The organism is Chlorogloeopsis sp. ULAP02, assembly GCF_038404745.2.
GTDB lineage: Bacteria > Cyanobacteriota > Cyanobacteriia > Cyanobacteriales > Nostocaceae > Chlorogloeopsis.
On sequence record NZ_JAYKTT020000081.1, the window covers coordinates 212,785 to 238,702 of the forward strand.

Sequence of the window (25,918 nt, forward strand, 5' to 3'; positions counted from 1 at the left end):
AGATCATGCCAGATTAATACGCGTTTGTTCAAAAGAATATAAGCAAAATTTGAGGTTCAACGTTCAGAAGTATGCAGAGGTTGCATAATTGATATTTTGATTGAGCAAAGCTAAATTAGCAAACTAGTCAAATTCAAGCTAGCTTAAAAGAAAGTCAGTAAAATTTACAAAATAACTAGAAATTTTAACTTGACAAAATCGTGTTTTTACTTATAGAGACAATAATATAACTCTATTAAATCATGAACCAGGTAGATTACCTCCGAATTAGTTTAATTGATCGCTGTAATTTCCGCTGTCAATACTGTATGCCAGAGGGAGCAGAACTAGACTACATTCTCAAGCAAAATTTATTGACTGATGAGGAACTGCTCACCCTGATTGAAGAGGTGTTTATTCCTGTTGGATTTACCCGGTTTCGATTGACTGGAGGGGAACCGCTTTTACGTCCACGTGTGGTGGAGTTGGTGAGAGCGATCGCTTCTTTTCCCCAAACCCAAGATTTGTCAATGACGACTAACGGGTTTTTACTCGCTCCAATGGCACAAAGCCTCTACGATGTTGGTTTGCGGCGCATTAATATCAGTTTGGATTCTCTCGATCCCGATATTTTTGACCAAATTATTGGCAATCGCGGGCGATCGCATTGGCAAGATGTATGGAATGGAATTCAAGCAGCTTATCGTGTAGGCTTTGATCCCCTAAAACTAAATGTAGTCGTGATCCCCAATGTCAACGACCACGAAGTTTTAGATCTGGCAGCCTTAACCATTGATAAACAATGGCACGTCCGATTTATTGAATTTATGCCGATTGGCAATGCTCAATTATTTGGCGATCGCGGTTGGATATCTTCGCAAGAGTTACGGCAAAGCATCCGCGCACGTTGGGGATTGACAGAAAGTAAAGTACGTGGTAGCGGGCCTGCTGATGTATTTCAGATTCCGAGAGCGAAGGGAACACTGGGATTTATCAGTCAGATGTCGGAGTGTTTTTGCGATCGTTGTAACCGGATGCGCCTTTCTGCTGATGGTTGGTTGCGTCCGTGTTTGTTAAATGAAACTGGGCAAATAGATTTAAAAACTGCTCTTCGTGCAGGCATCAGTACTGCTGAATTACGGGAGCAAGTGAGGGAATTATTGGCACTCAAGCCAGAAATTAATTTTAAACAGCGCTTTGCGGGAACTAGGACAGGTGCTTATACTCGCACCATGTCGCAAATTGGCGGGTAAATAAAGTCTGAAGTTTGAAGTCTGAAATATTAGATTTTTCATCCTTCATCCTTCATCCTTTCCTTAGGCTTGTCGTGAGTAGTATTCCACCACGAGCAGTTCATTAACACTTAGAGCTACCCATTCGCGCTCAACCACCCCATTGACTTTACCAACTAAAGTATTTTTGTCAAACTCTAGATGACTGGGCAGGTTTGCCAAACCGGGATATTGCAAGTTAGCTTCCACTAACTTTTTGGACGCTTCCCTATCTCTAACGCCAATAACTTCTCCAGGGCGGCATTGGTAACTGGCAATATTAACGACACGACCGTTCACTGTGACGTGTCCGTGATTTACTAGTTGGCGGGCTGCTGGGATAGTGGGAGCCATACCCAAGCGAAAAATTGTGTTATCCAAGCGCATTTCTAACAGTTGTAGCAGCACTTGACCGGTAGAACCAGTCACACGTCTGGCTTTGCGCACGTAGCGCAGTAGTTGCTTTTCTGTTAAGCCATAATTGAGACGAAGTTTTTGCTTTTCTTCGAGACGGATAGCATATTCAGAGCGCTTTTTACGGTTTTGTCCATGCTGTCCGGGGGGGTAAGAGCGTCTGGCGCTTTTACGAGTTAATCCCGGCAATTCGCCCAGGCGACGTACAATTCTAAGACGTGGTCCTCTGTATCGGGACATGAGTTTCCTTAATCTAATCCTGATTCAAATGTTGCCAAATTTTTTATTGTGACATTCTCTGACGAAAAGAGCAGAGATTCTTGGTTGATTGCGCGTACTCAAATCTGATGTAGTTACCTACACCATGTTAAAGTTGCTTTTGTCTAGAGCACTGGTTAGACCGTCGAGCAGAGTCAACAGTAGTTTCTGCAACGGAGGAAACCCTCTAAATCTCTGAGAAGCGGTTGTATCACTCAAAAATTTTAATGGGTAATTGACTGCCTCCCCAACACAGTGCCTGCCAAGCGTTCACTCTTATTAGCTAAGAGCCAGCTTCGACGTGCCTCGTCGTACTGTTTAAACCTCAAGTATTAGTTTTGCAGTACTTTTTGGTTTAGATTTTAGGTTGCCATTACGCATTATATCTAAAAGAGGGTGTAGGGGTGTAAGGGTTTAGGGGTAGAGGAGAAAAAACCTTTTTCATCTTTAGCAAGTAAAACTTGTTTCGTAGGGATTGCCCTCTGCCTTCCACTTATTGGCGGGTTGGCATACTCTAAAGCTTCTTGCCGAAATACCATTGATTTTAATGGAAGGAGCGCAAGCAAACTTTTAAGATCGGATAGCATAACATTGGGTGATTGGAGCAGAACGGAAATGCTACAAAGAAGAAACAGCAAATATCCACACAAATTTATGCTCAAAGCTAAACTAGCCCCTTGGAGAGCTGTTGGCACTGTTATAACTGCACCAACGTTGACTATGCTGGGATGGGTAGCAATGGTTCTTCCCAGTATGGCTTCATACGAATCTTACGGGAATCCTCAGGATTATCGTGTTTGTGCAGATCAACTTGTAAACGCGGGAATCGCTATAGAACCAGCATCACAAGCTTGTGCAGCTGCTTTGCGTCCCAGAGATTTATCGTCCTGCGTCACTAGAATTGAACGACAGACGCAAATTGCCGCAGTGGATGCCCTTCCTCGTTGTCGCCAAGCGCGGCGTCCTGATGATTTACGTAGATGTGTAGTTTCTATTAGTCAGAATACGAAGGAGACAGTTAATCCAGCAGTATTAGATTATTGCAGTCGCAGTTTGTTGCCAGTGCGCTTTGCTCAGTGTGTGGTGGGTTTGCGTTTAGCAAACGACTTAGATCCATCCCAAGCTTTGAATACTTGTATTGATGGTAGCGATTTCGGGGTTACCGGCTTTTTGCCATCTTTTGTTCCTGCCAACCCCACAAATACACCATTTCAACCAAGTTTTGAAACTGTACCAACTCCGGTAGAACCAAATACATTTCCCCCGGAAAATCCAAATACAGTTCCGGTAGAACCAAGTTCAGTTCCACCAGAGAATTTCAATCCCAGATAGTACTAAAAATATTATCTTCAATAAGTCAGTTTCCCCAAATCCTAATAGTATATGAAGGGTTAAAGGGGATCTGATTGGGATCTTGCTCTATAAGCCAGTATCTATTTTCTTTAGCACAATAATCTTGGCTTTGAATCCACCAGTTGGTGGACTCAAGGTACGGGTATTTACTGCTATCAATTTCCCAATATAAATATAAAGACAGCTTTTTTGTATGTGAGAGTTAGTCTTCTTTTTTACCAATAACCATCTGTAAAATTGTTGGTTCTCCTCCATCTTTGTGATATTTATCTGCCCAAGCACGGATAATTTCATCCAATTCTTCCATAGCTTGCTCCACCTTTTCTGGTGGAATATCCAGTTCTTCCAAAACTCGCATGGTATTTGGTCTTTTTTCTGCCCAATCTCGCATCATACGAAAGTAGCGAGCTGTGTCTTCCACTGTGGTGTAAGTGCGCTCTTGATCGTCAACTGGAGCATAAAAAGGACGAGTCAGAGCATAGAAGGGCATTCCCCAAGGAGAATCGATGCGAGTTACTGTACCAGAATAAAGCAGGCGGCGCTTGATATGCTCCGCTAGGGCTTCACTCAAAGGCATTTGGTGTTCTTTGGGCAAGTCTTCCTGTGAGCGCTTGTGCAGAAATTCAATTAGCTCTAGAAATTCAAAGGAAGTAATTAACTGAGCATCAGGAAGATTCTGCGGTAATTTTTGCTCAATTTGTCTTTTTTCTTCGCTAGTTAGACTTGTACCAGGTACACGGGAACGTCCTGGACGCCAAGGATATTTTTCCATCCAGACATAAGGAAATTGAATGAGGTAACGCGGTTCTTGAGAACCGAGCATCTTCAGCAATTTGCCCTCAGTTAATGCCTGTCTAACTTCCTCGACAATGGCTTTTACCCGCTTCGGTTCTAAGTGATGCAAATGCCCTGTCATGCGCAGGTTTTGTCCCTGCTCTAGATAAGTCATATAAATGGCACACTTAGCTGCGGTTGCGGCTGCATCTAAAAATGCCCCATGCCTGTGTCCACTTGTCCGCATGGCACTAAAAGCCAAATAAAGCATGATCTGATCCATCGCACTGGGGCCGAGGCGTTTAATCAGATCTACGTCGTTACTCATATTACAGACAGCCGTTTAGCACGTTTACAGTTTTCAGTCAATGAGAATTATGTGATATACACCCGACTGAAAGCGATGTTTTACTCAGATGATCTATTATGCTTTAACAATGTGAATTATTGGTAGTCATAATAGTGATTTATTCAGTATTTTCTGGCAATTTGGCAGAATTGTCTACCTGATTCAAATTCTTCTTCTGGGGGCGTTGTAAGCAAGTTTTGCCCAAACGTCTGTGTTTGGGCAATGTGTGTAATTAGAAGCTCACAATGCTTGTGAAGAAGCAAATTTTTTTGTCAGAAAATCATAGCAATTTAGTCAAGTATGAGGATACAACAACAATAAATTTCCCATTCCCAGCAAACCGTGAGTTGACCAACTCTTTGCCATTAGTACTTCTAGCCAATCACAGAACACAATATGTATCGCGAACTGTTTTGGATTGCCAAAATTATGGTGAAGTTTTGATTGTAAGGTGGGCTGTCTTGAGGGAAAGTCATAGTCCTCAAATTTAAGGTGATGATTCAACGCAGAAGAAACCTTTGGTCTTTTATAAAGATTTTTGGTTATCTTAGCAATTTTCATTCAGCTCATATGTAAAAACATTTACAAATTTGCTTTTTTGGTGCAAACGTTTATTTCTAAAGCGGCTTAAACCTCTATCAATGTCTCAGCTTTGTAAAATTTTTGTGTTTCTCCCCAAAGGCTTTTCTAAAATTTTGGTTTTTCTTTAGATTTTGATTAGCTAGTTGTTTGAGAAGTTTTGGTATTGTTTCGCATTTTTTCATAGCTAAAAGCAGCTACGCCACAAGTCACAAATACAACTCCTAATACTTGTACTAGTTGCAAGGTTTCTTGAATAATCAACGCAGCGAAAATCGTGGTTAAAGCAGGAACTGTTGCACCTAAAAGTGAGGAACGCGAAGCTCCTACTTTGCGAATACCAACGTTATTAAACAGATAACCGCATAGGGTGAATACACCTAAGATGAAAGCACTGAGAATTAACTCTATGAAATTGTTGGATTGAAGTTGAAGGCTCCAGTCAGTCGGTAGTGTGAGTATCAAACTAACGAAGGATAGTAGGAGCATAGTAGCGAAGTTGATCAATGTAAAAGTTACTGGGTGTATTTTTGCAGCACAGATACGAGTCAGAATCACGTAGATGGCAAAAGCTACTCCTGAGGCGATCGCTATGATTCCACCGCCAGCAACATCCGTACCAATACTTGTAGAGGCTCCTAAAACCAACATCTGCCCCAAGCAAATACAAGCGATCGCAACCAAACCAACAGAAGTAGGGCGTTCGCGAAATAAAAACCACCCCAATAGCCCACCAATTGCTGGATAAATAAAGAACAAGGCGATCGCCTCTCCTGTGGCAATTTGACTAACAGCAGAATAGATTAATACTTGCGATAAAAATAAAAAGCATCCACTCAGTGCGGATAAAAGCAATACTTGCTTAGATTTGCTATTAGCTTTGTAGCGCTTTTTTTGTGAGGACTCCATCAAGGTTTGTAAGTCTTCCCAGACTTGGGAGTGTAGTATGGGAGCTAGCACCAACATCATCGGTACAACTACTGCCATTCTCAGTGTTAAAATCAACAGTATATTACCTAGCGTTGGCAGTAACAGCTGCTTTACCTCAAATACTCCAAAGATCTGAGTATCTGAATGGAAAATTACTTTAATAGCTATGTTATACAGCGATGAAACCACCGTAGATAAAACTAATAAGCAAACACCAATTACAGACAACGATGTTGTTGTCACTGGCATTGATGGTGCTGGTGCTGGTGTAGGTGTAACTTTTTGCTTGGGTACCGATGGCGGCTGGGATGGTGTAATTGTTATTGCAGAAGATGAAGGCGATATATTGTCGCTGTTTTGTAGCTTTCTTGGTACAAGAGAACTAGCTGTTGAGGGTGTGGATGGTAGACTTGTTTGTGGCGTTTTAGGTTCTATGATCATGGTATCTTCCTGCAATTTTGTCACAGCCTCAAAGCCACCTTGCTGCCCTTTTTGAAAAAATTCATTCTCAATAGCTGATGCTGCTTGGATTACAGTTGGAAGAGATTCTGTTGTGGTTTTTTCTAATTCTGTGCGTAAGCGATTCACCAACTCTGCTAAGATTTCTTCCCCTTGTCGTTGTTGCATCGACATCTGAGACAATTGTCGGGAAAGGCTGCTTTGATAATTTTTCAACTCATGTTGGAGAGTGTGAAAAGTGATGGTGAGACTATCATCTAAAGATCCAAGCAGTTGTCTGACTTCGTTTTCGGTTATGGAGTTACTTCTGCCCTCACTACTTGGTTCAATAGCTTGAGTAGCGAAAGCTTCTAGTGAGGATTGGAGTTGCGAGGAAATATGAGTTGCTAAGACTTGAGCTAACTGACGCAACAATCCTTGCATTTCACTTGCCTGCAAACCCTGAAGCAGTTCTTCTTTTTCTTGTTGCAGACGTTTGACATCCTCGCTTAAGCGAATTTTGTCTCCTTGCAGTTGTTTGACATCTTCCCGCAAAGACTTGAGTAAAGTCCTTTGAATAATTTGCAATTCATCAGTTAAAGCTCGTAAAGCAGTATCTGCGTCTCCAAATGGATCACCTTGTATTCGGGAGTTTTCCGATCGCTTCTCAAATCGCCCCATTGGTTTTTACCTCTGATCCTTAACAGTCAAGCTGCTTTTCATTCACTTAGTCGCCGTTTTTGCTTCTTAAATATTTCCCATATTGTGTCAGATAAATCATTTAGTTAAAATCAACGATTACTCTGGGTTGTTTTTTATGATAAAAAATATCACATTAATCCATGATTTTTCTGAATTCTCATATAAGAATTTAAAAGTATTATTTTTATCATGCGATTCTTGAAAGATTACTCACTATTTTAGTTTTCACTTCCTGAATAATCTACTAGAACTGCTTTCTATAAGAAACGGCTTTTTTGTTTATGACGATTACATACAGCGCGTGACCGCATAATTTTAAGTAAAAGTAATGTATTTTTTAGTACATCTATCTACAGTATTAGTGAAAGTATCAAGACTGATTTAAAAAAATAATGATCGGTAAGAAATACTTGCGTAACACTAAAAGGCAAGCGGGAGTCTTGTTTCAAAATTCTGGACAAGCCTACTAATCAATGGTTTTAATCCAAAATCCAAAATTGGTATAACTTGCCTGTACTTTTAAGAAACACAGGGAGCAGGGGATAGGGAACAGATTGAAGAATTTGTAATTCTTTGATTGAAGTGCTTAATTCTCTGACTTATAGGTTTTGCCAGGTTATTTGACTCTGCATCTAAAATTGTAAATCTAAAATTCTGGCAATACTGAAGATAGCAGCGCTTAGTCCAGCACTAACAGGAACAGTCACAAGCCAAGCAGCAGCGATACCTTGAAGAGTTTTCAATTGAACTGACTGAGGATTTTGTATCAATCCAACACCAACTACACCACCGACAAGAGCGTGAGAAGTGGAAACGGGTAGCCCTAGACGGGAGGCGAGTAGGATTGTGGTAGCAGTTGCAAGTTCAGCACAAAATCCACTACTAGGTTGCAAGGAAATAATACTTTCACCAATTGTGGCAATAACTTTTTTGCCCCAGATAGCCAAGCCAGTAACTATGCCAACACCGCCTAAAATTAAAATCCAGATGGGAATAGTAATGCCATTGATGGGTACGCTACCAGTAGCATTAATGTAATTGATCGCTGCTAGAGGGGCGATCGCATTGCCAACATCATTAGAGCCGTGGGCAAAAGCAACAAAGCAAGCACTTAGTAACTGAAATTTCCCAAATAAACTTTCAACAGGATTTTGAAATTTGGATTGGCTTGGCTTGCTTTCCCCCCGATCCAAGTGTCGCCAACTGTAAAGACTAAGCCCAACTGCTGCAATTCCTCCCACAAATAATGGAATATCATGGGCAGGTACTTTGATTCCTACTTCCCCAATCAAAAAATTAGCGATTGGTTGAGTGACAGATGGTAAGACAATAACGCCAAATATTCCTAGCAAAATGGTGCTTAACCAGGGAATCCACTCATTTAATTGTTTTAATTGATGCGGTTGCTCTAAAATCCAGCGTTTAATTTGACTGTAGAATAAAGCAGCAATTGTACCGCTGATTAACGGTGTGACAATCCAGCCGAGAGTGATGAGTCCAATTGATGACCAATCAATCGCACTGATTCCAAAAGCTACACAACTAAATCCAGCGATCGCGCCAACAGTAGCATGAGAAGAAGAAACAGGTAAACCCCGTGAGGTGGCAATTTGCAGCCATAAACCGCAACTGATCAGCACCGTCACCATGCCAATAACTAACATTTGTGGCGTATCGACAAATAAGCTGGGGTTAGCAATTTCTGTTGCTAGAGTTTCCGAGACTTTATGCCCAAACAGAACAGCACCTGTAAATTCTAATACACCAGCAATTATCAATGCCTGTTTGAGAGTAACTGCTTTGGAACCTACAGACGTTCCCATTGCGTTAGCAACGTCATTTGCGCCAAGGTTGAAGGCGAGGTAGAAAGCTAGTAAGGCAACTATGAGCATAGGGGCTAGAGGCTAGAGGTTAGGGGCTAGGAAGAGGACAAGGGGGCAAGGAGACAAGGGGAATGTAAATGAAAATTTTTCCCAATCCCCAATCCCCAGTACCCAATCCCCAATTTCCAATACCTAAATCATTGTGGATAAATCAAAATCTTGTACGTATCCGGCGTAGGTGCGATCGCTTGTTCTACAGCTTGAGATAAATCTTTTAATGGATAGCGATCGCTAATTAATGCTTGCACGTCAATGCGGCGATTAAAGACAATATCTGCCGATAGACTTTGCAAGCGGTAAGATGAACTGTAACTGCCGATCAAGTCAATTTCTCGACGGTAGAGGATATTCGGGTTAAGAGGAATTTCCACTTCATCAGGAAACTCGGCAAAAAAGAGGATTTTACCGCCTTTGCGAGTACAATCTAGGGCTTGGAAGAAAGCTTTTTCGCTAGGAACGGCAAGCAGAGTGACATCAACACCCATACCGTTGGTGAGTGCTTTAATTTTATTCGGTAGATCGGCATCGCGGGCATCAAATGCCGCTTCTGCACCCACAGCCAAAGCTTTGTCAATGCGCGACGGTAGTAAATCGGTGGCGATCGCTTTCGCCCCAAAATATTTCACCAACATCACAAACATTAACCCAATTGGCCCCGCCCCAGTAATCAAAACTGTTTGCCCAGGAGCAATTTGAGCTTTTTTCACTGCCTTAAGACAGCAATTAGTTGGTTCAACAAAGCTTGCTTCTTCAAAACTGATATTATCGGGGATGGGAATTAACCCACCATTGCGGACAATATGACCAGGAACCTTCACATAATCGGCAAAACCGCCCCCACTGGGTGCAAATCCTGCTGTAGTGCAGATATTTTTATAGGTATCGCACATCGAGAAATTGTCATTTAGGCAGTAATCGCAACGCATACAAGGGATATGGTGCATCACTGCTACTCTTTGCCCAACTTGCCAGTTTTTTACCTCTGCACCCACTGCTGCAATGGTTCCCGCAGTTTCATGTCCAAAGATGCGCGGTGGTTCATATAAGGGATAACGAATCTTTTTAATATCCGACTGACACAATCCCACTACCCGCACTTGTACCAGAACTTCATCTGCTTGGAGTGTAGGTTCGGGGATATCTTCGTAAGAAAGTTGATTGACGCCTCTAAATACCTGTGCTTTCACGTTGATCTCTCACCGCTCAACGATCTTAGATTTAACACTACAGGCGTTCTTTAAGCTATGAATTTTGAAATTTTTGTTTGTAATGCTGGTGTTACGACAAAACATCATCCAAGCCACGCTCTCGAATTTTACTTACAAATTTCGGTACTTTATTATTTATTTCTAATCTTTGAAGCAACTCAATCACGCTCATGGGAGGATTTTTGAGATCCTCAGATTGTTGTTGAATTGCCTGTATCATTTTTTCCGGAAAAAGGTTGTCAAGGTAAACCAGAAAATCGTCTGGATGTCATGCTTCAATACCCCAAGGAGCTAATGCCTCTGCTGGAAAGTGTCTGAAATTAAAAGTAACAATGACTTCTGCTTGAGCAACGACAGCAGCAGCAACAACATGGTGATCGCTTGGATGATTTATCATCGCTGCAATTAGGCGATCGGATACTTCCACCATCGCTTCCGGAAAGTGTGTTGCCTTGGCATCTGTCATTCTTCCTTTGTTAATAAGGTTACGAGTAGCACCATCTAAAATTTCTTGTGAAAAATGAACTTGGTATAATCCTGCTTCAGCAGCACGTAATAAGGTATCGCATAAAGGCATAGGAAAGAGGACACAGGAGTCCAACACTGTCCAACACTACAGAGAGAAAAGCCATTTTACTGGTCTAATTCGTAACTCTCCTCATCATAGAACCCCTCATCTTGCAGAAACTGAGTCAGTTCTTTCAGCCCTTTCCGACGTTTACTATCACGCTGTTCCTTATACTTCCTCAAATCCTCTAAGCGCACACGCCGATGGGAACCCACCTTGATATAAGGGATTTCACCCTGTTCTAATAACTTGATTAAATAGGGGCGTGAAACATTGAGAAAGTCAGCAGCTTGCTGTGTTGTCATCTCTTGCTCTTGGGAGACTATAGATATAGCTTTACCAGATGCCATTGCACTGAAAACTTGACATAGCACTTGACAAAGACTTTCAGGAATGTAAATCTCTTCTCCGTTAGCTCCTACAAGTTTTGCTTGGGAGCTTTCATGTGTCAGTATGCGTGCCAATTGCTTGATAGATTCCACTTCTTGCTGTTTAGCCATTACTGACTCTGTTGGTTGCCTTAACATGATGCTTTATACTTCTAGCTCATTCAGAATAACATACTACATATTACATAAACGAAATATCCGAAAAATAAGCTATAAGTTTAAGGCTAATTGTTCTTCTCGACTTTGGTAAAAAGTTTGGGTTATGCATTGTCAATGTGAATCCGGCTTAGACGTAGGGAATCATAAGCAAGGCAGATTGCAAAATCCTGCATACAAGTATTCATAAGGGAAAAATATGGCTAAAAAAACTTACCATAACAAAAATCGGGATCTAGATGCTTTGTTTAGAGATATTGAAACCTGGTTCACTGAACAGGGTTATCAGACACAAACTAATAGAACGGACGGAGCTTGGTTCTTGCAAGCTGCAAAAACCGAGATGTGGCGGAAAGCGGTTGGTGCATCCAGAGCATTCAACGTTTTGATTCAAGGACAAACGAATGATTTTTCTGTGGAACTTAGCACTGGTGAATGGGCATCAAATCTAGCCGCTGGCGGCATTGCAGCAGTTTTGACAGGTGGTGCTACTCTACTTATCAGTGGCTTTACAGCAGGCTGGTCGAAGAAGATAGAGAGTGATTTGTGGAATTTCATCGATCAGAAAGTGATGTTTGGCGAAAAAGCTAAGTCTACTCAAGAATTAGTTGTCATGAAGACTCAAAGCACTTTGGAAGAGAAACTCAAACAGCTTAAAGATGCCTATGAACAGGGCTTCATTGATGAAGTTGCTTACAACACCAAAAAGCTGGAAATGGAAGCTCAGATGCAAGCTAGTAAGCAGAATGCCAATACTGAAGAAAAACTTATAAAACTCAAGGGCTTACTTGATGCAGGAATTTTAAGCCAGGGTGAATTTGAGATGAAAAAGGCTGAATTGATGCGAGAATCTTCTAATTCAGAATTGGATGCTCAAATTTCTAAGCTCAATGCAGCTGTTGCTGCGGGAGTCCTGACACAAGAGGAGTATGAGAGCAAGAAGGCTGCGATAGAGAAGCAATCCGAACTTGCTGCAAAAATTAAGCAGCTTGAGAACGCTAGAGATGCTGGAATCATTACCCATGAAGAATTCGAGAAGAAAAAACTAGGGTTGCTTGTCTAAAAGTCAGCATTTAAGTAGATTGTGGCTGCGATTGTCTCTTCCCATCAGTGAGGCGACCGCAGCAGGCTAACACTTGTTTAATGCACTACAATTGGAACGAATACTATTCGCCCAAACAGCTACAAGTACTGGTAAAGACAGGATTTCTGATTGTGGAAGCTCAAATGCTGAAGAAATTTGCAGAGATTAATCAGCAGCAACTACTAAACAGAGTTAAATGTCCAATCCTGATTATCCACGGTGATAATGGCGAGGAAGAAAGGCAACTGCTAGAGCGATCGCGTCAAGGTTTGTGTTACCTCGGTGGAGGTTCTCGTCTTGAAGTTATTCACGGAGCAAACCATAGTTTTCTCGATATACATGGATCGTGTGATTTATCTTATTCAAGCTTGGCTAATCGAACGCTTACCCCACTCCACGATTATTGAAAAATAAATAGCATCTGAAATCAATGCAAGGCTTGCTCAGATTTTGTATCTATGCTCTTGTCTGCCAAGAAAGAAATTTCTTAGCTCAAAGCTAAAGTTTACTAAAGTAGACTGGGTATGGTTTTCAGTTCGTTTTAACGGACAGTAGCTCTAAAACTAGAGGAACATTCCTATTTTGATCCAATACCCTATAAGGGTATCGCTACTAAGACAAAGCCCACCTTCGTGGGCTAGAAGATTTCAGCCTGGCAGGCAGGCTTGGTTTGTATAGCTTCACCCTTTTAGGGTGTAGGATTTTTTGTTTGAAACACATAAAACAATATGATTAATCAGACATACACAGCTGATGTCTTAGTTGTCGGTGGCGGAACAGGGGGAACTGCTGCTGCGATTCAAGCAGCGCGGCGGGGAGCAAAAACTATCCTCGTGAGTGAATTTCCGTGGTTAGGAGGAATGCTAACTTCTGCTGGAGTATCTGCACCTGATGGCAATGAGCTAGAAGCTTTTCAAACAGGTTTATGGGGTGAGTTTTTAAGGGAGTTGCAGCAGCGACAATCAGGAGGATTAGATAACAGTTGGGTAAGCTTTTTTAGTTACGATCCGCGTGTTGGTGCAGAGATTTTTGCAGATTGGGTACGGGAGGTGCCAAATCTGAGTTGGATTTCTGGACAAGTACCGCGCTCGGTTGTTCGGGAAGGAAATTGTGTAACAGCCGTACAATTTAAAGATTTTACAGTCCAAGCCAAGGTGATTCTCGATGGAACGGAATTAGGAGATTTGTTGGATTTGGCTGAGATACCTTACCGTTGGGGTTGGGAATTACAGTCTGAGTGGGGAGAACCTAGCGCTCCAGTTAGTTTTAATGCTTTAACCAAAAAATATCCAGTGCAAGCTCCGACTTGGGTAGTCTTGTTACAAAATTATGGTGAGGTTGTTGCCCCAGAAATACAGGCTGCACCGAATTACGATCCGTCACTGTTTGCTGGCGCTTGGGATAACTACGGTGCAGAGACATTTTTAAATTATGGACGGTTGCCAGGGGGCCTGTTTATGATTAATTGGCCTATTTGCGGCAATGACTATGCTGAAGGAGTAGCACGACTAATCGAGTCTGAAATGGCGCGACGTGAGTTTGAAACAGAATGCTTCTACCATAGTCAAAATTTTGCCTTTTATATTCAATCCCAATTAGGTCGTCGTTTTGGTCTGGCAAATGATGTTTTTCCCAAAATTTTAAATCAAATAGGCGCTTTTGCACTTCATCCTTACTACCGGGAAAGTCGTCGCTTAGTAGGGCTAACGACTGTAACAGAACAAGACATTTTACCAATGACAGGAGCTAGAGTTGCAGCGCTAAAAGAAGATGCGATCGCTATTGGCAATTATGCTAACGATCATCACTATCCAGGTGTCAAGTTTGAGTTGCAACCAAAATCTATTCGCTGGGGTGGGCGTTGGACGGGTACTCCTTTTACAATTCCCTACGGTTGTCTCATTCCAGCAAACACAGATGGTTTATTGGTGTGTGAAAAGAATATTTCTGTATCTCATATTGCTAACGGAGCAACGAGATTGCAACCTGTAGTGATGGGTATCGGTCAAGCGGCGGGAATGGCTGCTGCTATTTGTGTAGAGTTGAGTTGCCAACCGAGGGATTTACCTATAAGAGACTTGCAGCAAGCTTTACTAAGAAGCCAGCGATCGCCCGCAGCAATTGTTCCGTTATTGAACTTATCACCTCTTCATCCTCAGTGGTTGCAATGGCAACTACATTATTTAGACAACCCAGAGGCTTATCCAATTAGTGGCAATTGTCCTGATTTATTACACTCTCAGTACTTTAACGTTAGTGAAAATACTATACTAGGACAAAATTTTAACTTTTTTGTAGGAATTTTACACAAACTGACACCGCAAGATTACAGATTTACCATTACTGTGCCAACCCCATATCAGGGGCAAACTTGGCAGCTTGTAACTTTGCGATCGCACATAGATGAGCAATTACAAAATAGTCTCCACAACCAGCAAACGCTTAAAATATACGGAAGTTTAAATCATGCTGGTAACTGGTTGCTAGTAGAAAAGATTGATTGCTAAACAAATATTTCAAGATCTATAGGAATCCGGTTTGATTACTGAAAAATTAAGTCTAACGCACCCAACCGTTGAAAACGGTGCGTTGCGCTTTGCGACAACACACCCTACGTGTTTTTCAAAAATCAAATATGATTCCTATAGGTTAATAACGATTTGATTGAAAAATGAAAAAGACGCAGAGAATTTCTCCGCGTCAGCCCTTATTGAGTAGTTCGCCACACAAATTATCAGAGGCTGTAGAACCCCTGTGAATTGTCAAAGGAATATATTAATTCTGCCTGTCTTAAGCAGTTGTTTTCTGACTGTTGTAATCCTTAGCCTTTAAGCCATTAAGAAACATTGGCACAAACTTTTCGATAAAGGCTTGTGGATCTCGCCGCCAAACTCTCTGCGCTACTTCAATTCTGGTGAATTGTAACTCAGGAGCTAGCAAAGTTTGAGGTAAGCGTTCCATTAGGTACTGAGGACGCTGCCAAAGCGGCATTGTATTTGCTACTTCTACCAAATTAGCTAGTCGTCGAAGTTCTGCTCCCAACGTGATATCCATGCCAGCTTCAAATGCTGCTTGTTCAATGGCAGCGTACTTACGCTTGGCTTGTTCGACTTTTTGTCGATGTTCTGGACTTTTGTCTGCTAGTTGCCCTAGCCAACGATTGCCCCAACGGACGTGTCCTGCTTCTTCTGGCAAAATTTTTTCAATTGTTTCGCGAATCTTAATATTTTCTTCTGTCTGCGGTGCTTGTTTTAAAGCGTAAATATGAGCAGAGAAATATTCACAACCTCGTTTTTCTGTGACGTTGATAGCGGCAAGGGCAGAAATTACAAAGTCGTCACGATCTTTGGCTGGATCTTTTTGTTCGTGATCAAGCAGCCGTTCAAATTCATCGATATATGAATTTCCGGGGGGATTGCCAACATTGGCTCCCAACTCATCCAACAGATCAGTTAACGAGCTAGCATGACGAGCTTCATCACTAATGTGGTGAGACAAGTCTCGTACCAGTTGAGCTGGCTTGCCGTCCAATTTTTCAATTAATTCTGTGAGATCTTTGCAACTACGTTGCTCACTATAACGATAACGGTTGAGGGTGATGAGATGGAGTTCGCGATCGCCGATCACTCCTTTCAAAATATCCCTAGCACTCAAAGCGTTCTGAAATTTCCGTGGATAAGCGACAGTCATCTGCTTTTATGAAGTTTTGTAAAACTTATTTCTAATATTAACGTAGGAAAAAATTAATTTCTCAAATCTAAGCTTAATATTTTGTGACAAACTTTATAGTAGATTTTCTATGCTAACAACCTTCCTGAATTCAGCTTGATAAAAATATCAGAGATGGAAATAGTGTAGTTTTGATTTACTTTTATTTACCTAAATTTAATATTTTTAACTGAGAAATCATTCACCTTAAGAAGGATTTACATCCCAAGTTAAACAAATCTCAAGAGGGATGTTATTCATTATTTGTTTTTTGGCGAAATGGGAATATTTTCAGAGGTTTTAATCTGGCAATCAACGCCCACTACTCCATTCGCACTGGCTCGCGATCGCAGCTAATATTAATTTTTGTTAAAATGTATCAATAAGTAACAACTGATACAGAATTGATTTGGTAGATTATTAATAGAGGAGAAAAATATACTAGAACAGCAGGGAGAAGTTATATTATGTCTACTCAAGAAAGAGCTCGTGCTTTAATGATGCGTCATTATCAGCTTATTAAAAATCGTCAACAGTCGATGCTGGAACGCACAGGCGAAGAAATCGGTCTTCCTGGAGAAGTATCGCATTACTGGAACCCGATTCAAGGGAAAATAGATCCTAATGCTCGGATGACTTATGATCGCAGCAACGCAGCTATGAGCTAGATAGTTAGAGGTTGATAGTTGGGAGTTGAAAGGTGGTAGTTGTTATGAACAACCAACGACCAACAAATAAAAAGCCAAAAAAGCCACCCCTTAGTGGGTGGCTAAATTTATGCATATGCATTGATTGGGACTAGTTTTGCCGTCAGCGTTAAAATGTTAGTTCCTAGTGAGCTATCGCATTGTTTTGAGGTGTTCGTAGTAAGCGCTTTAGCGCTCATGGACTTTAGTAGCTTATGAATTTGCAGTAAAGCATTACCCATGAAAATTAGGGTTCCTTCTGCCGTCTGCCTTATTTTCAGAGTAGGACTAAAGTCCTGACTACGAAATTAATACAACCATCGTAATTAATGCGATGAACTACTAGCCTCTAGTCCCTAGCACGCCAGTCGCCTTAACGGAGCGGAGCCTCCGCACGGCGCTGGCTCCCCTAGCCCCTGCAAATTAACAGTCGTAATAGAGAGAAAATTCATAGGGATGGGGACGTAACCGCATGGGGTTAACTTCATTATCTAGCTTGTAAGAAATCCAAGTTTCAATGAAGTCTTCTGTAAATACGCCTGGTTCAGTCAAGAAGGCATGATCGTTCTCTAGGGCTTCTAATGCCAATTCTAAAGAACCAGGAGTAGAAGGAACTTTCGCCAGTTCTTCTGGGGAGAGTTCATAAATATTTTTATCCAAAGGTTCGCCAGGCTCGATTTTGTTCTTGATACCATCTAAGCCAGCACAGAGCATGGCAGCAAATGCGAGATAAGGGTTAGATGTAGCATCAGGGCAACGGAATTCTAAGCGCTTGGCTTTGGGGTTGGTGCCAGACAGAGGGATACGAATCGAAGCAGAACGGTTGCCTTGGGAGTAAGCCAAGTTTACTGGTGCTTCATATCCAGGCACGAGGCGCTTGTAGGAGTTAGTGGTGGGGTTGGTGAGTGCTAAAAGTGCAGGCGCGTGTTTGAGGATGCCACCGATGTAGTACAAAGCGATTTCGCTCAAACCAGCATATTTATCGCCTGCGAATAAAGGTTGTCCGTCTTTCCAAATGGATTGGTGGGTGTGCATCCCAGAACCATTGTCTTGGAAGACTGGTTTGGGCATGAAAGTGACGGTTCTACCATATTTACTAGCTACATTTTTAATGATGTACTTATATGTCATCAACCAATCAGCTGCTTCGATTAACTTACCAAAGCGGAAGCCCAATTCACACTGGCCACCAGTTGCCACTTCGTGGTGGTGCTTTTCAATTGGTACTCCGCAGTTTGCCATAGTTAGCAGCATTTCTGTCCGCATATCTTGCAGAGTGTCAGTTGGGGCAACTGGGAAGTAACCCTCTTTGTAACGTGGTTTGTAACCCAAGTTAGGGCCTTCTGCTTTACCGGAATTCCAACGACCTTCTACTGAGTCTACATGGTAGTAGCCTTCGTGAGAGTTTTGGTCAAAGCGGACATCGTCGAAGATGAAAAATTCTGCTTCTGGGCCAAAAAACGCTGTGTCACCAACACCTGTGGAAACCAGATAGTCTATCGCTTTCTGGGCAATGACGCGGGGACAACGGTTGTACCACTCACCCGTGCGGGGTTCTTTGATGCTGCAAATAATGCTGAGAGTCGGTTCCTGCATGAAAGGATCGATCCAGGCAGTGTTTGGATCGAGAACCATTGCCATGTCTGATTCGTTGATGGCTTTCCAACCCCGAATGCTGGAACCGTCAAAAGGCACACCATCTGTAAAACTACTTTCATCGATTTGGTTGTGGAACACTGTCAGGTGCTGCCAAATACCTGGCATATCGATGAATTTCAGATCAATCATCTGAATATTTTTGTCCCGAATTTGTTTCAGGACTTCTTGTGGGGTTGTCATGGCTACTCCTTCTCTACCGTTTTATTACCGTTTTAGTACAGTAAACCACAATGTTAATGCACGCTGACCCTATTCGGATAAACCCAAATCTAGAGACACCCTGCAATATCCTAAGGAGATAAAATAGGTGCATTTTGTATTATTTGTTACGATTTTGAAGTTTACAGCTTATATTAACCTTTGCTAACCAACTCTACAAAACTTGACAGTTCATCTCATAGGGACAACTTTGGCTTAGAATCCTTAATTAGCGCATACATTGTTTTTGTGCCTGGGTTTCTTTAAATAAATATTTATTGGCACAAAAATTAGCAGCTTACTAAAAGCAGTCAAATAAATATCAAACCATAGATAGGAAAGATTGGGAGAAAAAGGAATGCGGGACGCAGTCACAAGCTTAATTAAGAATTATGACGTTGCTGGGCGCTATTTTGATCGGAATGCGATCGACAGCCTCAAATCTTATTTTGAAAGTGGCACGAAGCGCGTGCAAGCAGCAGGAGCTATCAATGCTAATGCGGCGGCAATTGTCAAGCAGGCTGGTTCTCAATTATTTGAAGAACAGCCAGAGTTGATTCGTCCTGGCGGCAATGCTTACACAACTCGTCGGTATGCAGCTTGTTTGCGCGATATGGACTACTACTTGCGCTATGCTACCTATGCGATCGTGGCTGGCAGTATGGATGTGCTAGATGAGCGAGTTTTGCAAGGTTTGCGGGAAACCTACAATTCTCTGGGGGTTCCCATTGGCCCTACAGTTCGCGGTATTCAAATTATGAAGGATATTGCGAAGGAGCAAGTACAAGCGGCTGGTATTGTCGATACTAGCTTTGTAGACGAGCCATTTGACTATATGACTAGGGAATTGAGCGAGAAGGATATTTAGTGAGGGCAGGAGGCAGGAGGCAGAAGGCAAGAGAATGGAAATTTTCATGCTTATACAATCTGCTTTTTGTCTAGTTTTTACTGTCTAGTTATTTCTGCACGTTGCACTAGTCAATTCCAAAGATCAGAAAATCTACATATCGCACTTTGGCTTGATTGACAAGGTGCGTTTACTTTTTAATATCAAAAATTAATTACTTTATTCCTACAGGACTTGTATTTTGTATTTGATTTTATTTTTGAAATATGTGGTAGGGTGTGCTATCGAAGATTAACACACGCTCCAAATACTTCGGTGCGTTAGGACAGAGTTCTCTTAACGCACCCTACACAATACTGCCTTCTGCCTTCTACAAGTGATAATTAGAAAATAAATGAGACAGTAAGCAAAAACACTCGTAGAACAGAAAATTGGTTAAGCAGCGATTAGATACTTTATTGGTAGATTTGGGGTTGTGTACTTCCCGTCAGCAAGCACAACGGTTAATTCAGGCGGGTGAGGTAACTGTGAATCAGCAGGTGCTGGATAAGCCAGGAACAGAGGTTGAGACTTCGGCTCAAATTCAAGTGAAAGAGCGATCGCGTTTTGTTTCGAGAGGTGGCGAAAAGCTTGCTAAGGCTTTAGAAACTTTTGCTATTTCCCCAAAAGGACGTATTTGCCTAGATGGCGGTATTTCTACAGGGGGTTTTACTGATTGCCTTTTGCAAGCTGGGGCAAAACAAGTTTATGGCGTTGATGTTGGTTACGGGCAAGTGGATTGGAAGTTACGTAACGAGCCACGAGTAATTTTACGAGAACGCACGAATTTAAGGCATCTTACGCCTGAAGAGTTATACGGTGTACCCCCTGAAGAAACAGGGGGAGTTTACGCTGAGTTTGGGGTGGTAGATGTGTCGTTTATTTCTTTAACTAAAGTTTTGCCTGCACTGTGGTTTCTGCTGCAACCTCCCCGTGAAGCGGTTTTATTAGTTAAGCCACAGTTTGAAGTTGGCAAAAATCGTGTGGGTAAAAAAGGCGTTGTGCGCGATCCGAAAGATCATGCTGATGCGATTTTTCAGGTGTTGCAAAGTGCTCTAGAATTAGGGTGGAAATTTAAAGGTTTAACTTATTCACCTATTACCGGGCCAGCTGGAAATATTGAGTATCTTTTGTGGCTAGGAATGGAAAGTGAAACACCATCACCTAATTTAGAAACTATTCAAGTAATTACGAAATCGGCAGTACTTGAGATTAGAGAAAATTAAACATCATAAATCCGACACTCAGCTGCATCTGGGTGAGTTTCGCAGTAAATTTCTAGTGCAGTTTTCTTTTTTGCTGTCATCAATTGATGGAATTTCTCGGCTTGTAGTTCCTCAACAATTTCCCAAGCTACAGCGCAGTCACTAGAGTAATTTCCTTTTGCTTCACAGGTTGTATGCGCTTGGGCAACGGCTTGGGCAATAGCTTGCTCAATATCAAAAGGTACAGAAGTTTGGATTACATCTAAACTTTTTGCCATCGTTTTTATGTTTTGCATAATGCAATAGAAGTTGGCTATAAGCTCGATTAATTCATGAGCTTACACTTCTAGTTTATATAGGCTTTTTTTAAAAAAAGTAGTAGTCAAAATAATCATTTGTGAATTAAGTAGAAGGCAGAGGGCAGAAGTCAGAACAAGGAGACAAGGGACAAGAACGTCATTACAGATTTCCCCGTGTCCCCCACCTCCCCGTTTCTCCTTGTCCTCTTCTGTATGCAGTTCAACAAAAATTACTTAGGTGATTAAGTCTAATTAACTTATGAGATAACTGTTATCTATAAATTAAGTAAATAGTAATAATTAACTATTTAGTTTTTCAATGAACTGTATATATGTAACCTATGATTAATTAAAAAATTTAATTTTTTATTACCTTAACCAGACTACTTTTTGGTGTTAGTTTTTAGAGCGAAAAATACAAACAAAAATTTAAGATTTGACGAGCAATAAATAGTTTGAGTATGATCTAAGATATTATTTTCGATCTCATTCAAACGAGAGAGGCTGTTATAAAGCGATCGCCAAAAGGAATAAAGAAAAGATTAAGTTATTGACCGATCTGCCCACAGCTAGAAGCACTCGCTTTATAATTTGTAGAAAATGTACACATAACTTAATACCCTTAATAAACCTAGTCACTGATTTAAAAATGTTTTCTAACGAAAAAGAGAAATTTTTTCACACAGAACTAGTCAGGTATGGCGTCGATTACCAAAGAGCTGCTAAAGTCGCTAAGATTTTAGTATCTGAGATGTCAGAACAGTTTTTAACCGACGAAGAGATAAGACTTGCCGAAGACGTTTGCAGAGAGTGGCTAGGAAACCACAAGCGTTTTACTTCAATACTCAAAGAAAATTAGCCCTAAAGCGAATTATTTAAGTTAAGTTAGTCATCTATTATTCCCAAGTTTTGTCCCAATTCCTGTCGCAGACGGTACAGAATTGTATTGGGTTCCACTTCGGAAAGAATTTCTGCGATTACAGTGCTAGCGCCCAATTGTCCCCAGCTACAACCTTTTTCGAGATAAACTTGGGCAGCTTTACCAACGCTGTATGCTCCATACCCAGCAATGCCAGCTTGTGCGATCGCGCTGCCAGCAAAAGCGGTGATATTGCTAGGGTTGTCACCAGAGGCAACAGCAGCTGTGGTTTTACCTAAACCGAGAATAAAACTGCTGCCTAACTCTGTGAGCAGCAAACCACCAGAACTTAATAAGATTGTTCTTAGAAGTTTGCTCGCTTCATAGCCAGTCATCGGTAAACCATACAACCGGGCAAGAGAGCGAATTAATGCCAAGTCAGCTACAGTTCCGCCTAATACATCTAAGAAAGCGATGGGATTTAATCCTACTGCTAGAGCTTTGTACTTGGTGAATTGCCAAATCAAGTCTTCCGCTTCTCGATTACGGATATCGACAGTTTTGGATGCGATCGCCTCTTGGGCTTCTCTTGCTTGTACGAGTGCATTTAAAGCCAAAAGCGATCGCCCTTCGCGATTGAGAATTTTTAGGATTGTTTGTTTGAGTTCGTCTATTTGTGGTGATGGTGCTTCCCATTCATAAGCTACCTTACCATCGGGATACTCAACCCGCACTTCCAGGGGTGCAGGTTCCGCCGCTACCATAACAATTTCATCTGGCTGTAGGGGTTTTGCTTGCAGATTACCTGCACCAAGCTGTTGGAGATTTTGGTAAATTTTTGCTCGATCTGTATCTGGATATAAGTCTATTTTGTTAAACACCAGAATCAGCGGCTTTTGGCTGTAGCGCAATTCACACAAAGCTTGATATTCAGTGCGAGTGATATCACCAGCAACGACAAACAAAATTAAATCTGCCTGACGTGCTACTTCTTTTGCCATTTGTGATCGCGCTTCTCCCGCAATTTCATCTAATCCAGGTGTATCAATTAGCTCAACTTGTACCTTGCCACCAGGATTCCAACTGATAGAACGAGGATACTGAGTTACGCCATGAAGGGGGCCTGTTTGCAGAAGTTTTTGTCCGATTAAAGCATTCAAAACTGCTGACTTACCACGACTAACCAAACCAAAGGCAGCAATCCGAATCACATTATAGTCTAGTTTATTAAGTGTAGCATTTAAGACTTCTAAGTCTGGTTTAACTAAACCTGCTAACTGTGGATTTGATGATGTTTGTCCGGGTTTGCGGAGATTACCATACCAAGAGAGCGCTTGTCTGAGACTGGCACGAGCACGGTTGAGGTGAGTTTCTTGCAGGTTCTTTGGCACTTCGTTGAGTTGAGTCAAGGTTAGAACGCAAACAGTTAGTTATTTATATTGTGTCGAATTTTGAAGCTATCTGTGTCTTATGACAACTAAACGTGAAAGCCCTGTCATCTCCCCGACTTTTAAAGAAGTCGGGGAGCTGTTTTCGAGTATCAGTGATTTTCTTCACCAAATTCACGTTAGTCAAAATGGTAGTGTTTTTATTATTGAGCGCAATGGGTTATTGGTTGCAAATTCCAGTTCCCAAAAACCTTATGTAATTGATAATGGTAAGACAAAACGATTGGCTGCGGTTGACAGTTCTGATTGCCTGATTCAAGCAACTAGCAAGTATTTATTGCAAAAGCTAGGTAATTTTGACAATATTCACAATCAACAGCAATTGACATTTGATTTCAAAGGCGATCGCCAATTTGTGAAAGTTACTCCTTGGCGCGATCGCTTCGGTTTGGATTGGCTTGTATAGAAATCCGGTTTGATTTATGAAAATATACTGGCGTGGCAAGGATAAACTGTGCGTTAAAACTCTTGCACTTATTCTATTTTCAATAAAATCGACCACCGATGGATACAGATAAAATCTGTGTCCATCTGTGTTTATCTGTGGTTGTAATTAACGTATTAGGTGTTTACAATAGCATGAAGCATTACAAAGGAAAGCTATTTTTAGTAGAACCCTATAGAATTAGAGTATGCCAATAGTTCAAAGTTTTCTTTTGTCTTTCGCTACAAAAATTGACAGTTTAGTTTATTTACTAGTCTGAAATGGCGTGTACTTTCCTCCTAGTGCTTCAACAATTGTCCGTGTATTAGACTCAATCATTTTGATATAAGAATCAGCCTCACTTCCAGGCGCACCAATCGAATCAGAGTAAAGTTGACGTGGTGCTAATTGCACACCTGCTTCTTGGGCAACTGTCTTAATTAAAGCTGGGTTAATAGTTGTTTCTGCAAAAATTGCCGGAACACCAATTTTTTTAATAGACTCTACCAATCTCTGCACAGTTTGGGCACTTGGTTGTTCTTCGGTACTAATGCCAATTAGCGTACCTGCAATTGGTATTCCATAAGCGCGTCCATAATATTGAAAAGCATCGTGGGTTGTCACAAGTTTGCGTCTTTCAGGTGGAATCGTTTGGATTTGTTGAGCAACCCAGCTATTCAATTGCTTTAATTCTGTGGTTAGTTGCTGCGCTCTCTGGGTAAATTCTTCTTTATCTTCCGGTGATAACTCAATCAAAGCATCCCGAATAGTGTTCACCATAGCGATCGCATTCTTCACATCACCCCAAACGTGTGGATCTGGAACTACTTCACCTTTGCCCTTATCCAGTTGTAAAGATTTGGCGGCTTCTCCTACTGCTACCTTCCGTGCCTTTGTACCCGATGCATTCATTAACCTAATTAATCCAGGTTCCAAGTTGTAGCCGTTATACAAAATCAAGTCTGCTTCTTCCAAAAACCTGCTGTCTTTTGGTGTGGGTTCATAAACATGCGGATCGGTACCTGGTTGGAGAATTCCTGTCAACTGAATTTCGTCTCCTCCAACTTCTTCGGTGAGATTGGTAATAATGGTACTAGTTGCTACAACTTGTGGTTTGCCATCCATAGTTGCTCTAGAAGAGTTTGATCCCGAACAGCCAAATAAAGCAAACCCCAAAAGTACTCCCACAAATAGCTTGTCAAAAGCAAGAGAAAAAAAGACTTTTGACTTCTGCTGATTGGCAATAGTAGTCTCTCCCTTTGGTATTAGTTTCATTTATGAAGAAGATTCTCCTGGCTATAGATGTTTTCATTTTTCTTTCATTTTTATAGTAAACTGAAGCCAATTAGTATGAAAACATTATTGTGAAAACCTTATTTTTTCAGCCAAACTCAATTCCATTCCAGAAAAAGATTGAAATGCCAGTTCCCGTAAGTAGGCTTACTGATACAAATGCAACGGAAGCAATTTACATTGCCCATTTAGGAGTGCATTATCGAGAAGTAGAAGCGCTGCGAGATGTTAACTGCATTATTAAACCAGGGAAACTAACAGGCATTTTTGGCCCCAATGGTGCTGGGAAAAGTACACTTATGAAAGCGATGCTAGGATTAGTTCCTAGTCGCGGTACGGTACTGTATCAAGGAAAACCTTTGATGCAGCAACTTGAAAAAGTAGCCTATGTACCGCAGCGCAGCCAAATAGATTGGACTTACCCTGCCACTGTTTGGGATGTAGTGATGATGGGAAGGGTAAAGAAAACAGGATGGTTGCGTAATTTTAGTGCAGTTAGCCGCCAAGTAGCCAAAGCTGCACTAGAAAGAGTAGGCATGAGCGAGTACCGTAACCGCCCAATTGGGCAACTTTCGGGGGGACAACAACAACGCGTATTTTTAGCGCGTGCCTTAGCACAGGAAGCAGACATTTTTTGCTTTGATGAACCATTTGTAGGAATAGATCAGAAAACTCAATCAGTAATTTTTGAAGTCTTCGGTGAACTCACTGCTGCTGGGAAAATAGTCCTTGTTGTCAACCACGACTTAGGTGAATCTATTTCTCATTTTGATGAGTTGATTTTATTAAATAACGAGTTAATCGCTACAGGTTCCCGACAGCAAGTCTTAACCGAAGATAATTTGTCCACTGCTTACGGTGGTAATGTAATGTTTTGGAAAGAGGCAGCGTAGGTAGTTATTAGTCATTAGTCAATGG

Annotated in this window: 24 protein-coding genes; 11 read left to right on the top strand and 13 right to left on the bottom strand. The window is 41.5% G+C overall.

The window, feature by feature from the left end; genetic code table 11:
- The first annotated feature begins 242 nt into the window (after positions 1-242).
- Positions 243-1,232 (top strand): GTP 3',8-cyclase MoaA, encoded by a 990-nt coding sequence (gene moaA, locus U2718_RS29820; RefSeq protein ID WP_342001086.1) that lies wholly within the window; start codon positions 243-245, stop codon positions 1,230-1,232.
- A gap of 63 nt (positions 1,233-1,295) precedes the next feature.
- On the opposite strand, the gene rpsD is transcribed toward moaA, so the two are convergent.
- A complete protein-coding gene (rpsD, locus tag U2718_RS29825; protein WP_342001087.1) occupies positions 1,296-1,904 on the bottom strand; it encodes a 30S ribosomal protein S4 in 609 nt (202 codons plus the stop codon).
- Positions 1,905-2,537: 633 nt separating this feature from the next.
- On the opposite strand from rpsD, the gene U2718_RS29830 reads away from it, so the two are divergent.
- Positions 2,538-3,254 (top strand): hypothetical protein, encoded by a 717-nt coding sequence (locus U2718_RS29830; RefSeq protein ID WP_342001089.1) that lies wholly within the window; start codon positions 2,538-2,540, stop codon positions 3,252-3,254.
- A gap of 223 nt (positions 3,255-3,477) precedes the next feature.
- Here the strand turns inward: U2718_RS29830 and hetR are convergent, their stop codons facing one another.
- The 7 genes from hetR to U2718_RS29865 all read right to left on the bottom strand — a co-directional run bounded on the left by hetR (position 3,478) and on the right by U2718_RS29865 (position 11,206).
- Positions 3,478-4,377, bottom strand: coding sequence for a heterocyst differentiation master regulator HetR (gene hetR, locus U2718_RS29835; RefSeq protein WP_342001090.1), 900 nt, complete (start codon positions 4,375-4,377; stop codon positions 3,478-3,480).
- Between the two features lie 738 nt (positions 4,378-5,115).
- Positions 5,116-7,026 carry a DMT family transporter gene (locus U2718_RS29840; RefSeq protein WP_342001091.1) on the bottom strand — a complete coding sequence of 637 codons (1,911 nt, stop codon included), beginning with the start codon at positions 7,024-7,026 and terminating at the stop codon, positions 5,116-5,118.
- Between the two features lie 653 nt (positions 7,027-7,679).
- Positions 7,680-8,939 (bottom strand): inorganic phosphate transporter, encoded by a 1,260-nt coding sequence (locus U2718_RS29845; protein WP_342001093.1) that lies wholly within the window; start codon positions 8,937-8,939, stop codon positions 7,680-7,682.
- 128 nt (positions 8,940-9,067) lie between these two features.
- Positions 9,068-10,117, bottom strand: coding sequence for a zinc-dependent dehydrogenase (locus tag U2718_RS29850; RefSeq protein ID WP_342001094.1), 1,050 nt, complete (start codon positions 10,115-10,117; stop codon positions 9,068-9,070).
- 91 nt (positions 10,118-10,208) lie between these two features.
- On the bottom strand, positions 10,209-10,358 hold the full coding sequence (locus U2718_RS29855) for a hypothetical protein (protein ID WP_342001096.1): 150 nt from the start codon (positions 10,356-10,358) through the stop codon (positions 10,209-10,211).
- A 48-nt stretch (positions 10,359-10,406) separates the two neighbouring features.
- On the bottom strand, positions 10,407-10,742 hold the full coding sequence (locus U2718_RS29860; RefSeq protein ID WP_342001097.1) for a PIN domain-containing protein: 336 nt from the start codon (positions 10,740-10,742) through the stop codon (positions 10,407-10,409).
- A 29-nt stretch (positions 10,743-10,771) separates the two neighbouring features.
- Positions 10,772-11,206, bottom strand: a complete 435-nt coding sequence (locus U2718_RS29865) for a helix-turn-helix domain-containing protein (protein ID WP_342001099.1) — start codon at positions 11,204-11,206, stop codon at positions 10,772-10,774.
- A 244-nt stretch (positions 11,207-11,450) separates the two neighbouring features.
- On the opposite strand from U2718_RS29865, the gene U2718_RS29870 reads away from it, so the two are divergent.
- From U2718_RS29870 to U2718_RS29880, 3 genes are all read left to right on the top strand, one after another.
- Complete coding sequence (locus U2718_RS29870; protein ID WP_342001100.1) at positions 11,451-12,314, top strand: SHOCT domain-containing protein; 864 nt, start codon at positions 11,451-11,453, stop codon at positions 12,312-12,314.
- An 80-nt stretch (positions 12,315-12,394) separates the two neighbouring features.
- Positions 12,395-12,742 (top strand): hypothetical protein, encoded by a 348-nt coding sequence (locus tag U2718_RS29875; protein WP_342001101.1) that lies wholly within the window; start codon positions 12,395-12,397, stop codon positions 12,740-12,742.
- 321 nt (positions 12,743-13,063) lie between these two features.
- A complete protein-coding gene (locus U2718_RS29880; RefSeq protein WP_342001103.1) occupies positions 13,064-14,842 on the top strand; it encodes an FAD-dependent oxidoreductase in 1,779 nt (592 codons plus the stop codon).
- 283 nt (positions 14,843-15,125) lie between these two features.
- On the opposite strand, the gene U2718_RS29885 is transcribed toward U2718_RS29880, so the two are convergent.
- Entirely contained in the window at positions 15,126-16,025 is a 900-nt protein-coding gene (locus tag U2718_RS29885; protein ID WP_342001104.1) for a ferritin-like domain-containing protein, read from the bottom strand.
- Positions 16,026-16,510: 485 nt separating this feature from the next.
- Between U2718_RS29885 and U2718_RS29890 the strand changes: the two genes are divergently transcribed.
- On the top strand, positions 16,511-16,711 hold the full coding sequence (locus U2718_RS29890) for a hypothetical protein (RefSeq protein WP_016873337.1): 201 nt from the start codon (positions 16,511-16,513) through the stop codon (positions 16,709-16,711).
- A 441-nt stretch (positions 16,712-17,152) separates the two neighbouring features.
- Here U2718_RS29890 and glnA read toward each other — a convergent pair whose 3' ends face one another.
- A complete protein-coding gene (glnA, locus tag U2718_RS29895) occupies positions 17,153-18,568 on the bottom strand; it encodes a type I glutamate--ammonia ligase (RefSeq protein WP_342001106.1) in 1,416 nt (471 codons plus the stop codon).
- Between the two features lie 376 nt (positions 18,569-18,944).
- Between glnA and apcB the strand changes: the two genes are divergently transcribed.
- Positions 18,945-19,454 (top strand): allophycocyanin subunit beta, encoded by a 510-nt coding sequence (gene apcB / locus U2718_RS29900; protein WP_342001108.1) that lies wholly within the window; start codon positions 18,945-18,947, stop codon positions 19,452-19,454.
- 410 nt (positions 19,455-19,864) lie between these two features.
- Positions 19,865-20,698: a TlyA family RNA methyltransferase gene (locus tag U2718_RS29905; RefSeq protein WP_342001109.1), complete on the top strand. Its 834-nt coding sequence runs from the start codon at positions 19,865-19,867 to the stop codon at positions 20,696-20,698.
- Here the strand turns inward: U2718_RS29905 and U2718_RS29910 are convergent.
- A complete protein-coding gene (locus U2718_RS29910) occupies positions 20,695-20,955 on the bottom strand; it encodes a Calvin cycle protein CP12 (protein WP_342001303.1) in 261 nt (86 codons plus the stop codon). The genes U2718_RS29905 and U2718_RS29910 overlap by 4 nt on opposite strands.
- A gap of 670 nt (positions 20,956-21,625) precedes the next feature.
- Between U2718_RS29910 and U2718_RS29915 the strand changes: the two genes are divergently transcribed.
- On the top strand, positions 21,626-21,835 hold the full coding sequence (locus tag U2718_RS29915) for a hypothetical protein (protein ID WP_342001111.1): 210 nt from the start codon (positions 21,626-21,628) through the stop codon (positions 21,833-21,835).
- Between the two features lie 26 nt (positions 21,836-21,861).
- Here U2718_RS29915 and U2718_RS29920 read toward each other — a convergent pair whose 3' ends face one another.
- Positions 21,862-23,244 (bottom strand): GTP-binding protein, encoded by a 1,383-nt coding sequence (locus tag U2718_RS29920; protein WP_342001113.1) that lies wholly within the window; start codon positions 23,242-23,244, stop codon positions 21,862-21,864.
- A gap of 61 nt (positions 23,245-23,305) precedes the next feature.
- Between U2718_RS29920 and U2718_RS29925 the strand changes: the two genes are divergently transcribed.
- On the top strand, positions 23,306-23,689 hold the full coding sequence (locus U2718_RS29925; protein WP_342001115.1) for a hypothetical protein: 384 nt from the start codon (positions 23,306-23,308) through the stop codon (positions 23,687-23,689).
- A gap of 282 nt (positions 23,690-23,971) precedes the next feature.
- Here U2718_RS29925 and U2718_RS29930 read toward each other — a convergent pair whose 3' ends face one another.
- Positions 23,972-24,982, bottom strand: coding sequence for a metal ABC transporter substrate-binding protein (locus tag U2718_RS29930; protein WP_342001117.1), 1,011 nt, complete (start codon positions 24,980-24,982; stop codon positions 23,972-23,974).
- A 143-nt stretch (positions 24,983-25,125) separates the two neighbouring features.
- Between U2718_RS29930 and U2718_RS29935 the strand changes: the two genes are divergently transcribed.
- On the top strand, positions 25,126-25,893 hold the full coding sequence (locus U2718_RS29935; RefSeq protein WP_342001305.1) for a metal ABC transporter ATP-binding protein: 768 nt from the start codon (positions 25,126-25,128) through the stop codon (positions 25,891-25,893).
- The last annotated feature ends 25 nt before the right edge of the window (positions 25,894-25,918 follow it).